This window comes from Sorangium sp. So ce362 (genome assembly GCF_051519845.1).
GTDB lineage: Bacteria > Myxococcota_A > Polyangia > Polyangiales > Polyangiaceae > Sorangium.
Genome location: NZ_CP150332.1, coordinates 2,266,198 through 2,277,959, shown reverse-complemented (window position 1 = coordinate 2,277,959; position 11,762 = coordinate 2,266,198). Strand labels below are relative to the sequence as shown.

At 71.0% G+C, this 11,762-nt stretch carries 13 protein-coding genes; 7 read left to right on the top strand and 6 right to left on the bottom strand.

Going from position 1 to position 11,762, the window contains the following annotated elements:
- The first annotated feature begins 22 nt into the window (after window positions 1-22).
- Entirely contained in the window at window positions 23-1,633 is a 1,611-nt protein-coding gene (locus tag WMF17_RS09045; RefSeq protein WP_437601562.1) for a hypothetical protein, read from the top strand.
- 209 nt (window positions 1,634-1,842) lie between these two features.
- Here WMF17_RS09045 and WMF17_RS09040 read toward each other — a convergent pair whose 3' ends face one another.
- The gene (locus WMF17_RS09040) at window positions 1,843-2,223 is read right to left on the bottom strand and encodes a histone H1 (protein ID WP_437601561.1); all 381 of its coding nucleotides are present in this window, start codon (window positions 2,221-2,223) and stop codon (window positions 1,843-1,845) included.
- Window positions 2,224-2,700: 477 nt separating this feature from the next.
- Between WMF17_RS09040 and WMF17_RS09035 the strand changes: the two genes are divergently transcribed.
- The 3 genes from WMF17_RS09035 (at window position 2,701) to WMF17_RS09025 (ending at window position 5,600) form a co-directional block, all read left to right on the top strand.
- On the top strand, window positions 2,701-3,525 hold the full coding sequence (locus WMF17_RS09035; protein ID WP_437601560.1) for an OmpA family protein: 825 nt from the start codon (window positions 2,701-2,703) through the stop codon (window positions 3,523-3,525).
- Between the two features lie 10 nt (window positions 3,526-3,535).
- Entirely contained in the window at window positions 3,536-4,471 is a 936-nt protein-coding gene (locus WMF17_RS09030; RefSeq protein ID WP_437648926.1) for a Ppx/GppA phosphatase family protein, read from the top strand.
- 622 nt (window positions 4,472-5,093) lie between these two features.
- Window positions 5,094-5,600 carry a CarD family transcriptional regulator gene (locus WMF17_RS09025; RefSeq protein ID WP_012234339.1) on the top strand — a complete coding sequence of 169 codons (507 nt, stop codon included), beginning with the start codon at window positions 5,094-5,096 and terminating at the stop codon, window positions 5,598-5,600.
- Between the two features lie 154 nt (window positions 5,601-5,754).
- Here WMF17_RS09025 and WMF17_RS09020 read toward each other — a convergent pair whose 3' ends face one another.
- Together WMF17_RS09020 and WMF17_RS09015 are read right to left on the bottom strand one after the other, a co-directional pair.
- Window positions 5,755-6,270: a hypothetical protein gene (locus WMF17_RS09020; protein ID WP_437601558.1), complete on the bottom strand. Its 516-nt coding sequence runs from the start codon at window positions 6,268-6,270 to the stop codon at window positions 5,755-5,757.
- Between the two features lie 108 nt (window positions 6,271-6,378).
- On the bottom strand, window positions 6,379-6,897 hold the full coding sequence (locus tag WMF17_RS09015) for a tRNA (cytidine(34)-2'-O)-methyltransferase (RefSeq protein WP_437601557.1): 519 nt from the start codon (window positions 6,895-6,897) through the stop codon (window positions 6,379-6,381).
- A 278-nt stretch (window positions 6,898-7,175) separates the two neighbouring features.
- On the opposite strand from WMF17_RS09015, the gene WMF17_RS09010 reads away from it, so the two are divergent.
- A complete protein-coding gene (locus WMF17_RS09010; protein ID WP_437648925.1) occupies window positions 7,176-8,240 on the top strand; it encodes a hypothetical protein in 1,065 nt (354 codons plus the stop codon).
- A gap of 112 nt (window positions 8,241-8,352) precedes the next feature.
- Here the strand turns inward: WMF17_RS09010 and WMF17_RS09005 are convergent, their stop codons facing one another.
- Genes WMF17_RS09005 through WMF17_RS08995 form a run of 3 tightly spaced genes read right to left on the bottom strand, consistent with a single transcriptional unit; the run spans window position 8,353 to window position 9,913 of the window.
- Window positions 8,353-8,772, bottom strand: coding sequence for a hypothetical protein (locus WMF17_RS09005; protein WP_437601555.1), 420 nt, complete (start codon window positions 8,770-8,772; stop codon window positions 8,353-8,355).
- Window positions 8,769-9,593 (bottom strand): ribonuclease III, encoded by an 825-nt coding sequence (rnc, locus tag WMF17_RS09000; RefSeq protein WP_437601554.1) that lies wholly within the window; start codon window positions 9,591-9,593, stop codon window positions 8,769-8,771. The genes WMF17_RS09005 and rnc overlap by 4 nt, the downstream gene beginning before the upstream one ends.
- A gap of 26 nt (window positions 9,594-9,619) precedes the next feature.
- The gene (locus WMF17_RS08995) at window positions 9,620-9,913 is read right to left on the bottom strand and encodes a 4a-hydroxytetrahydrobiopterin dehydratase (protein ID WP_437488463.1); all 294 of its coding nucleotides are present in this window, start codon (window positions 9,911-9,913) and stop codon (window positions 9,620-9,622) included.
- Between the two features lie 114 nt (window positions 9,914-10,027).
- Here WMF17_RS08995 and WMF17_RS08990 point away from each other — a divergent pair, with 114 nt between their 5' ends.
- Entirely contained in the window at window positions 10,028-10,657 is a 630-nt protein-coding gene (locus WMF17_RS08990) for a hypothetical protein (protein WP_437601552.1), read from the top strand.
- Window positions 10,658-10,893: 236 nt separating this feature from the next.
- On the top strand, window positions 10,894-11,700 hold the full coding sequence (locus WMF17_RS08985; RefSeq protein ID WP_437601551.1) for a hypothetical protein: 807 nt from the start codon (window positions 10,894-10,896) through the stop codon (window positions 11,698-11,700).
- The last annotated feature ends 62 nt before the right edge of the window (window positions 11,701-11,762 follow it).

Below are 11,762 nucleotides of genomic sequence, written 5' to 3'. Positions count from 1 at the left end.
GCCGCCGCCGAGGAGCACGTCTGTGTCGAGCGACGCTTCGGGGATCCTGCGCGGCTCGGGCTACCCCGGCCGCAACGCCTACGCCGAGCTGCTCCGCGACACGCGCGGCCTGCGGCGGGAGCAGCAGCAAGCCCGCGAGGCGTGGTTCGCGCGCCTCGCGGCCGACAAGAAGGACGAGACGCTCTTCGAGCTCGAGATCCTCCTGAAGGGCGTCGCCTGCTTCGCGAACCCGCGGAACCACCCCGGCGCCGCGCAGCGCCAGACGATCGTCAGCCACGACTTCCACGAGCACCTCCAGCACGCGCGCGACGGCATGGCGCGCGTGGTCCAGCTGACGCGCGCCATGCTCGGCGATCGCGACCGCGCCTTCGTCTTCCAGCGCTACCTGGAGACAGTGATGCCGGAGGACACCGCGCGCACGCGGCTCCTGCACGCGACGATGGCGCAGGAGTCGCCCGAGTCCAGCCTCTTCGTGCTGCGGCACGGGTTCACGAACCTCATCGAGGTCGCGGGCGGGCTGCTCCGGCTGCCGCGGGTCAGCTTCAGGCTCTTCTACGCCCACCTCGCGACGGCGATGCGCGAGATCGCTCAGAGCACGTTCTTCAACCCGCTCCACGCGCTCGAGTTTCGCCCGGAGTTCGATCGCATCGCGTCGACGCAGGTGCTCGAGCTGATCCATCGCGTCCCCGGCGAGCAGGCGCACCGCCTCGTGGCGCTCACGTTCCTCGCGCTGTTCAGGATGCTCCGGTACCTCCGGCTGCTCGACGCCCTCGCGCTCGATCACTCGGATCACCGCGTCGCCGGTCGCGGGTACCTCGTGCTCGCGGTCTTGCGCAGCGACGCCCGCGCGCTCTCGAACTACCTCCGGCGCCGCGCGGGCGCGCTGCTCGCGGACAGCTACGAGCGCGATCTCCTGCGCGTGCCCGCGAGCGACATCGTCGCGCGCCACGACGAGCTCGCCGCCGAGGGTCACCGCCTGCTCTCCACGAAGGCCGCCCTGACCGGGCTCGCCGCGAACCTGCGGCTCGAGATGCGCCGCGCCTTCGAGCACGACCTGCCGCCCGCCGACGCGCTGGTGAGCGAGTCCGAGTACCGCGTCCGCCTCCGCGCCGTCGCGCACGGCCTCCGCCCCGCGCTGCAGAACGCGATCCTGTTCATCGGCAGGTCGCTCGACGCGAAGCTCGAGGAGGGCCGCGTCTTCGACGATCAGGCGGCGCGGCGGTCGACGAGCGATCGGCTCCGGCGCGACGTGTGGATGTTCGCCCAGATCGCGCGCGCGTTCGCGAGCAAGGCACGCACCACCGGCCCGGCGCCCGATCGATGGACGGGCATCGCGAGCTTCGCGTTCGTCCGCGAGTTCCTCTCGTACTTCCGGGCGATGGGCTACCCGCTGCTCAGGGTGGGCGACTATCCCCGCGTCGACGCGTTCATCTCGGCGATGACGGCGCTCGAGGAGAGCGACCTGCTCGATCCCCAGCGGCTCGACGCCGCCATCCGCGAGTGCGAAGCGTTCTTCGAGTTCCTGATGAAGCTCTTCGAGCAGATCTCGAAGCGCGAGGATCTCGCCGGCGTCCCGTTCGATCGCAAGGGCGCCACGCGCGCGCTCCGCCTCTACCTCGGCGAGCGCACCTGAGCGCTCGCCGAGCGCCGTCGCCGCGATCGCGGGCGGCGGTGCATCGCGGGGACATCATCCACCCGCGCGCCCGACGGTCTGGCTCGGCGCCGGATCCGCGGCGTCCTCACCCCCCGAACATCATATAAGACGGATTGTCTCGTCGCGGCCGGTGGGCCCGCGCGCGGCGCCTCGAGCTGTTGAGAAACGCGAGGCGCGCCTTCTGCGCCTTATTCCGACTCGTCGGACGGCCCGGCGCTCGCGGGAGCCGGCGCCGGCGTGCTCTTGCGCGTGCCGCGGGTACTCGCACCCTTGGCGGGAGCTCGCTTGGCAGCGGCGCGTCCGCCACGAGGCGAGGCCGCCTTCTTCGGAGCAGCCGCGCGCTTGCCGGCGGCCTTCGCCTTGCGCTTCGGAGCGGCCTTCTTGGCGGCGGGCTTCTTGGCGGCCGCGCGCTTCGGGGTCTTCTTGGCGGCCGCGCGCTTCGGGGCGGCCTTCTTCGCTGCCTTCCGCGCCGGCTTCTTCGCGACCTTCCCGGCCTTCGCGGCGGCCGGCTTCTTGGCCGACTTCGTCACCTTCTTCGCAGGCTTCTTCGCGGTCTTCTTAGCAGCCATTGGAAATCCTCCTGCATTCGCCCCGGCACGGCGGACATCGCCCAACGTCGTCGCCGCTACAATTCACTCACCGAGGCAACAGATGTTGCACGACGTATATTGCCACGCATGGTGATGGTCAAGGAAAATCTTGCAGGGCCTAAACCGATGTATCCCATGTGTTCCAGGCAAACTGGTCCGCAAGCGTTGCGAGGGTAAACGCCGGATCAGGCCGTGGTGAAAACAACCAGACCGCACTGGACAACAGATTTTCGTTGACAACCTCCACAACGTCTGTCTTGGCCCTCTGCGCTCCTTCCCGGCGATCGCGCGCCCCCACGGCGCGGCGAGCGGCGCCGGAGAGCTCATGGTCGCACGGAGCACCAGCGTTGCGCAGGCTCTAGAGAGCCTTGTGCGGCGCCATTCGCCTCGCTACGGTCGCGCCGCCTGCGCGGCGCCCCTCATGGCCGAGCGCCCCGCGGCTCTAGGAGGAAAGGTATGTTGGTTCGTCGCTCGACGTCGTGGGTGCTCCTGGGCGCAACGCTCCTCGCGGGCTCGGGGGCGCTCGGATGCGGCTACTCGGAGGAGGAGATGCAGGCGAGGGTCCGCGAGATCGAGGGCCTGAAGACCCAGCTGAGCGCCGAGCAGGCGCAGAACAAGAAAGCCAAGAGCGAGCTCGACGAGGCGGCGGCCCGGATCGAGCAGCTCAAGTCCCAGCTCAAGGCCGCGGGCGTCGACATCTCCAACCTGAACGCGAACCTCGAGCAGCAGGCCCGGGCGCTCGAGGACTTCCGCCGCCGCGCCCAGCAGCTCGAGGACATCAAGAAGCGCTTCGAGGTCCTGCGGGACAAGCTCCAGGCCCTCACGAAGCTCGGGCTCAACGTGACCGTCCGCAACAACCGGATGGTCATCCAGCTGCCCGGCGACGTCCTCTTCGACTCGGGCCGGGAGACGCTCAAGAAGGAGGGCCACGACATCCTGCTCAAGGTGGCCGAGGTCATCCGCAACGACGCCGGGCTGTCGGCGCGCTCGTTCCAGGTCGCCGGGCACACGGACAACGCGCCGCTCGCGGGCGGCCGCTTCAAGGACAACTGGGGGCTCAGCGTCATGCGCGCCCGCGAGGTGCTGGCGTTCCTGCTCCAGCCCGAGGACAAGGGCGGCGGCGGGCTCAAGCCCGAGCGGTGGAGCGCCTCGGGCTACGGCGACACCGACCCGGTGAAGGCCAACGACACCCCGGAGAACAAGCAGGCCAACCGGCGCTGCGAGCTCGTGGTGCTGCCGAACGTCGAGGAGATGCTCGACCTGAAGACGCTCACCCAGTGAGGCCTCGCGGATGAGCGTCGCGGCCATCGACATCGGGACCAACTCGGTCCTCCTGCTCATCGCCGAGCGCCGCGGGGGCGAGCTCGTCGCGCTCGCCGAGCGCGCGACAATCACCCGCCTCGGCCAGGGGGTCGACGCGGCGCGCGCGCTCGCGCCCGACGCCGTGGAGCGGACGCTCGCTTGCCTCGCCCGGTACGGCGAGGAGCTCAGGTCGCTGGGGGTCGAGCGCGTGGACGCCGTCGGGACCAGCGCGATGCGCGACGCCGCCGGCGGGGAGGAGTTCATCGCTCGCGCCCGCGAGCTCATCGGCGTCGCGCCGCGCGTCATCTCCGGGCCGGAGGAGGCGGAGCTCACGTACGCCGGCGCGCTGACGGGGCTCGATCTGCCGGCCCAGGGTCCCAGGATCGTGTTCGACGTGGGCGGCGGCAGCACCGAGATCATCGTCGGCAGCGCCGGCGGGGCGGTGGAGGGGGCGGTGAGCCTCGACATCGGGAGCGTCCGGCTGACCGAGCGCCACATCCGGGCGGATCCGCCGACCAGGGAGGAGCTCGAGGCCGTCCGCGCGGACGCCCGGGCCGCCCTGGCGACGGTCCCCGCCGTGACCCTGCTCGCCGCGCCCACCCTTGTCGGCGTGGCGGGGACGGTGACGACCCTCGCCGCGCTCGTGCGCGACGTCGTTCCCTACGACAGCGCTCGCGTGCACGGCGCGCGGGTATCCGGGGCGGAGGTCGTGACGATCACGTCCCGCCTCGCCTCGGTGCCGCTCGCCGAGCGCAGGCAGCTGCCCGCCCTGGATCCGGCGCGCGCCGACGTCATCGTGGCGGGCAGCGTGCTCATCGAGGAGATCCTCGCGTGGGCCTCGCGGCTCGCCGGAGCGCCCGTCGATCTCATCGCCTCGGATCGCGGCGTCCGCTGGGGGCTGGCCGAGCGGCTCTGTACCGCCTGAGTCCCCTGGCTCGTTTGAAGCCTGGACGGATATTGCACCAGGCACCGTTGTGTCCGCCACATTTTCGACCCATCCCACCCAGGTCAGGTCCGCCGCCTCTCCCGGAGAGGCCCGCTCTGCCCTAAGCTAGGCGGCGTCAGTCAGCGTGCATCCACGCGGATGCCCCATCGGTACACACTGTGACCCCGTCCGATCCCGAAAGAAAAACCAGAGCGATCTCGCTGCGATGGGTCCGCCACGGGGATTTTCGTTGACGTATCTGGGCCGGCTCACTAGAGTGCGCGCGCCTGGCGCAAACCGGCTCTTTCTCAAGAGGGCCGTTCCCCCAACCTCAATCCCTTCCGCCCGGAACCGTCCGCTTCTACCGCCGCCGCTCAAGCTTCCACTGTGCATGCCGGAGCACCGGCCCCTCGCGGGTCATGGCGGTGGTGCTCTCGCTTCTGCTCCTCGCACAGCGGTCTCGAGAGGCGGCTCATGGCTCTTTTCTAGGAATGCGCGACGGTGTGTGTCGGTTCTGCGGGTCCAGGTTCAACCGCATGTTCAACGTACGCGTCCCGAAGAGGATTTCGGGAGGCAGACGAGAAAATAAAGAGACGGCGGGGTGGAAGGCAAAGGAGACGATATGCAGGCTCGTTCGGAGATCCAGTTCAAGGTGGGCGACAAAGCCGTCTACCCGGCCCAAGGCGTTGCCGAGGTGGTCAATATCGAGGAGAAGGATATCGCTGGGAATCGCCAGCGATTCTACGTTCTCCGCATCTTGGACACGGATCGAAAGATCATGGTTCCGGTCAGCAACGCGAGCGCGGTCGGCCTTCGCCAGGTCATCTCTGAGCAGGAAATCCGGGAAATCTTCGACATCCTCCGCGAGCGCACCATCGCGTTCGACAACCAGACCTGGAACCGCCGCTACCGCGGTTTCATGGACAAGATCAAGACGGGCTCGATTTACGACGTCGCCGAGGTGCTCCGCGACCTCTACCGCTTGAAGACGGACAAGCAACTCTCGTTCGGTGAGCGCCGCATGCTCGACACCGCCCGGACGCTGATCGTCAAGGAGATCGCGATCGCCCGGGGCCAGACGGAAGAGCAGGTGAAGACCGAGATCGAGGCGATCTTTCTCGCCAACTGAGGCGTTACCTCATGGCTAGCGGCCCTGCGGCCGCTGCCGATGGAGGCCGGCACTGCCGGCCTCCGGGCTTTTGTGGGCCCGAGATCCCCTCCAGAGGGCTCGGGCTCGGAACGTCGCGCCTCGGTCCGCACCGCTGGTGGCGGAACGGGCGCGCTCAGAGATCGCTGCCTGGCCGCTTCTGGACGGGAGGGAGCGACGGCAGCGCAAGATCGACGCGCCACCCTGCATCCTCGTAGACGCAAGGCACCTGGACGCGCTCGCCTGGGAGCAGGCCGGCGACGTCCACAAGGGCGTGAGCGCCGGCGACCTGGGCGACGTACCGCTGCGGCTCGAAGCGCAGGATGAAGCGGGACGGCGTGATCATCGCCTCGGGCGCGATCGCCTTGCCGGTCGCCGCGCTGTAGCGCTGCGCGCGCGCGGCCAGGTTGTCCCGAGCGCGCCGGGACAGGAGCTCGAAGGCGGCCTTGGCGTCCGCCGGGTCGCCATGCAGCTGCCGCAGGCGCGCGACGAGCTCCCGGACGGCGCCGTCGGGCGTGCCGTTCGGAGGCCGCCTCGTGCATCCGGCGGAGGCGAGCGCCGCGACCGAGAGCGCGACGGCCATGCCGATTCGAACGAAGCGCGCGGCAGCCCGTCCGCCGTCGTGCCGCGCGCGCTGCCGGTGCATGTTCATGTCCCCGTCCCTTAGAACGACGCCCCGTCGCCGTCCACCGCGCGCGGGCGCCGGGAGCCACCGCGCGCGGGCGTCACCTCCGGCGCGGCCTCGCCGCGGATCACGCGCTCACCCCGGCGCGGCGCCCGCGAGCGCGCCCGCCTGACGGAGCGCCTCGTAGAGGACGATGGCCACCGCGTTGGCCAAGTTGAGAGAGCGCACGGGGCCCAGCGTGGGGATGCCGAACACGTCGTCGGGCATGCGGGCGAGGAGGTCGGGGTCGAGGCCCACGCTCTCCTTGCCGAAGACGAGGGCGTCGCCCGGCCGGAAGTCCGCGTCGAGGTAGCTCCGTTGCGCCACCGCGCTGAACAGGCGCAGCCGCGCGTTCGGGTGCCGGTGGCGGAAGTGGGCGATGTCAAGGTGCTGCTCGAGCGTGACCAGGTGCCAGTAATCGAGCCCCGCGCGGCGGACGCTCCGCTCGTCGATGCGGAACCCCAGCCTCCCGAGCAGGTGCAAGGGGCTCTGCGTCGCAGCCGAGAGCCGCGCGATGTTGCCTGTGTTCTGCGGGATCTCGGGCTCGACCAGCACGATCCGGAACGGCGGATCGAGCGGCGCCGCGCGGAGCCGGGGGCGACCATCATTGAGCACGTCCTCTCTTTCCGCGACGCGCCCGCGCGCCGCAACCCCCGAGCGAGGGATCGCGCCTGCGACCTGGCTCGCCACCGCCGCCTGATCGGGTGCCGGCCCACGCGGTAGCGCGCAAAACGCGATCGGAACCGGCCGAGGTGCCTCTGTTCGCTTGACGGCTGTACGAGCGGACACGTAGCCTCCCGCCTCGGAGACACGGAATGCGCGCATCGTGCTGGATCGCCTCGGCTATTACCCTCACAGGGGTCGCGTCGTCCTCGCTGGCGGCCGCAGACTCCATGGACCCGGCGCTCGCGCGGCTCGTGCGCGACCCGGCTCAGGGCGCCGGTGCCGCGGCCGTCCCCTGCCGCCTCGTGGGGCCGGACCATGGCGTCTACTACAACCCCGCGTCGCGCTATCAGCGCTGCCAGACCGACGACGCCGCGTTCGCGAAGCTCATCGCGCAGTACGGCTTCGCGGTGGCGCCGTCGGCGATGCACTCGGCGCGGACCACGGGCTACGGCGGCTTCGAGATCGGCGTCGAGGCCGACTACACAAAGATTGACAGCGACGCGGACTACTGGCGCCGCGGCACGCAGGGACCGCAGGATCCGTCGAGCGGGAACTTCTCGATCGAGAACCGGAGCCCGGACTCCTTCCTGCAGCACTATTCCCTCAAGGTGCGCAAGGGCTTTCCGTTCGGGCTCGAGCTGACCGGCGCGGTCGGATTCCTGGCCAACACAAGCATCGTGAGCGGGGGCGCCGACGTGCGCTGGGCGCTGTTCGAGGGGTTCCGCCGAGGGATCCCCGCGATCTTCCCGGAGTTCGCCGTCGGCGGCAGCGTCCGGACGGTCACCGGGACCGAGGAGTTCCAGCTGACGGTCGCCGGCTTCGACGCGCAGATCTCGAAGCCTCTGCCGGTCGGCGGCACGGTGGTCGTCACCCCGTACGCGGGCTACCAGTGGATCCACATCTTCGGCGACTCGGGGCTGATCGATCTCACCCCGAACACCGACGCCGTGAACTACTGCAACTTCCGCGGGCTGAACTCGCCCGCGAACCCCGTGCAGGGACAGGGCGGCGAGACGCTCCCCCACGACGGCCAGCCGGTCTGCGACGGCGGCTCCCAGGCCGACTTCAACAACACCGTCGTGTTCGACGCCGTGCGCATGACGCGCCACCGGCTCCACTTCGGCGCGCAGCTGCGGTTCCAGATGGTCAAGCTCGGCGCGCACTTCATCACCGACATCGTGAGCCCCGAGGACGCGAACCAGGGATCGACCCACGAGATCAACGGCGAGAACAAGTTCGCCGGGCTCGGGTCGCAGTGGACCCTGGCGCTCGATCTCGGCGCCGTGTTCTGAGGCGCGCACCGCCGGGGCGCCTGGCAGGCGCTTCCGGCGCGGCGCCGCTCCTCCGGCGCAGGCCCGCTTCGACCGGCGCGGGCCGAGGGCCCGCGGGCGGAGCTCCGCCGCCTCAGCGCTTCGAGCTCAGATCGGGCAGCGTATAGCCGAGCTCGGCGAGGATCGCCCGGAAGGCTCGGTCCTCGTTCCGCGCCACGGTCAGGTGTTCCATGAACTTCTTGAAGTTGCCCTGAGCGGCCGCGTCGGCGGCGCGCTCGCTGTTCTCGAGCACGAGCAGGAGATGCGGGTGCGCCCTGGAGACGGAGGCAGGGCACTCCATCTTGCTCGCCACCCGGGCGCGCGCGTCGGCGAGCGCGTGCACCACCATGATGAGCTCCTTGTCATGGGTGCGCGGCAACAGCATGTCGCCTTCCCTGCGCGCCTCGGCGAGGAGCAGGCTCGCCCTGTCCAGGTAGCTCCCGGCCCAGGCCGGCAGCGCGACGAAGAGCGCGCAGAGCGCGAAGGCGAAGGCAAGAAACAGGTGACGGATCATCGACTGGGTCCTCGGTCGTTCACGGATTGCTCGGAGGATAGCCCGCCGGCAGGCGGGGCACCCCTGCCCTCGGGCGCGCCTCGCGGCGCCTCGGCGGGCGCCTGTTCATCGGATGCGGTCGCGGGCTCCGGCGCGGCGCACGCCACGAGCGCGGCGCGCGCGGCCGCCTGCTCCGCGAGCTTCTTCGACCGGCCCCGGCCGGTGCCGATGACCCTGCCATCGACCTCCACGGCGACGAGGAACGCGCGGTCATGGTCCGGCCCCTCCGTGCCCATCAGCCGGTAGCGCGGCGACGCCGCGCCGCGCGCCTGCACGCGCTCCTGCAGCTCGCTCTTCGCGTCGCGCCCGAGCATGCTGCCGCTCGCGAGCTGGGCGAGCGGGCTCGCGACGATCTTCCGGCTCAGCGCGCGCGCGCTCTCGAAGCCGCGATCGAGGTACAGGGCCGCGACGAGCGCCTCGGCGGCGTCGGCGAGCACGTTCGTCTGGTCGCGCTCCCCGGCGACCTCAGCGCCGCGTCCGACCCGGAGCGCCGCGCCGAGCTCGATCCCTCGCGCCCACGCCGCGAGCGCGTCCGTGTTGACCAGCGCCGAGCGCATCATCGAGAGCTCCCCCTCCCGCGCGCCAGGAAATCGCTCCATCAGGAGCTCCGTCACGCAGAGCCCGAGCACGGCGTCCCCCAGGAACTCGAGGCGCTGATTGTCCACGCGGCGGCCGCCTCGCTGCTCGTTCGAGAAGCTCGGGTGCGTCAGCGCCTCCTCGAGGTGCGGCAGATCCCCCTCCAGCCCCAGATCCAGACGTTGCAGCAGCTCGCTCGGGAGCATCCCCAGCACCTTGCCCACGCGCGGAGTCAGCCCGCGCTCAGGCGGTCGGTGAGCTCGGCCAGTTCTAGGTCGAGCGCCGTCAGACCGCCAGCGTCATGCGTGGACCACGCGACCCGCACCTTGCCCCACGACAGCTCGATGTCGGGGTGATGGTCGCGCCGCTCGGCCAGGAGGGCGACCCGCATCACGAAGCCCACGCTGGCCCCGTAATCCGGAAACGAGTAACTCCGCTCAATCCGCTCGCCCGCCTGCGCCCAGCCCGGGTGAGCAGCGACGAACCCGGCGATCTCATCGCCCGAGAGCCGATCACGCTTGCCCATGAGGCGCAACTATGCGCTAAGCCCCGCCCCGGTGGAACCCCGGAATGTGGACCCCGCCCCCGCGCGCGCCGCTCGACGCGCCCTCGGCCGCCGTGCGCTATACCTCCCGCCGCGATGACCGGGCTTTACGCCTGCCCCTTCTGCCGGGAGATGTTCGAGGCAAAAGAGGCCCCCACCTGCCCCGCCTGCGGCCTCCGGCTGGAGGCGCTCTCGAAGCTCCCCCCCTCCTACGACGCGCTGCACGAGGAGCCCGACGAGCCGCTCCCGCCGCACATGGAGCCGCTTCCGTGGAGCTACGCCGGGCGCGGCAGGGGGGTCCTGCTCGCGCTCGCCGTCCTCGGCCTCGCGGCGTTCTTCTCGCCGTGGATCCACGAGACGGCCCCGGAGCTCCGCGACCTCAGCGGCTTCGGGCTCGCGCGCAGGCTCGGGTGGATGTGGGCCCCTGCGGTCGCGTTCTTCGTGATGATCCCGCTCGTGCTGACGCGGCGGTCGATCCACAAGATGCGCGGCGCCCGCGTGGCCGTCGCGTTCCTCGCCGCGGTCGCCCTCACCACCGTCGCGATGCGCTTGCTGTCCACGCCGGCCAGCACGCTGCTCCGTCCAGTCCGCTTCACGTGGGGCTACGGGCTCTACGCGACCGGGGCGATCGCGCTCCTCGCGCTGGTGACCGCAGCGCTCTTCGGAGGAAGGATCGACGACCTCCCCACGGGACGGCGGCGACGGGGCGACGAGGTGCTGCACTGAGCTCGCAGAGCGCGCAGCGCGCGTGAACCATGGCCGACCTCCGGCGTCGCGCCGCTCTCCGCTCCGAGCGCGGCGCCGATCCCGATCCGCGAGTCACGGCGCCGGCAGGCAGCCAGGCATGCAGCCAGGCAAGCCGCCAGGAAGAGCGTGCTCAGGGGGCATCTCGGGTCGACAGGCCAGCTCGTGCGACGTAACCTTGGTGGGAGTGGCCTCTGTCCGCTCCTCGAAGGTGCGCAATGGCCAAGAGATCTGCCAGCGTACGCCGTGAGCTCGCGCGGGACGACGAGGTGTTCGACGTCCCCGCAGCGGTGCTCTGCGCGTGCTGCGGCCAGCCCGATTGCGCCGGTTGCTCCGCTGCGAGCGACGAGGGCTCGGGGGTCGTCGCGATCATCCCCTGGGAGCGCCCGATCGACGGGGTCTGGTCGCGGCTCTGGGCCACCTCGAAGGCGACCACGCTGGGGGCCGAGACGTTCTTCGCGGCGATCCCCGACGGCGCGATCTCGGCGGCCATGCGGTTCGCCCTGCTGGCGGAGACGCTCGCGATCCTCTCGATGATCGTCGCGCTCCTGCCCATCGCCGCGCTGGCGCTGCCGGGCCTGACGCTGGAGCTCGCCCGGAACCCGGCCGCGCGCGCGAGCGCCCTCCAGTGGCTCGCGCTCGGCGTCCCGGGCCTCACCGTGTGGATGGTGCTCGCGCACGCCTTGCACGGAGCCGCGCTCGACCTCGGCGCGCGCCGCCAAGGCGCGCGGTCAGAGCGACGGCGCGCGCTCCGCTTCGGGCTCTACGCGTGCGGCTGGGACCTCATGGCCGGCCCGCTCGGCGCGCTGGTCATGCTCGTCACCGGCGGCGTCAAGGGCGCCGAGCAGGCCCTGTCGGCCTCGCTCCGGGTGCCGGGCAAGGCCTCCACAGCGCTGCTCCTCGGCGTCTATGCGCTCCACCCCGGCGCGGCAGAGCGCGCTCGACGCGCCGGAAGCATCGCCGCGCTCGCGCTCACCATCGCCTCCGGCTTCGCCGCCATCGCGCTCGCCGTCGCCTTGAACTGACGCTCACCCCGCGATCGACGGCGGTGATCCGGGGGCGTCGACTCCGCCCTCCATGCGAGGTC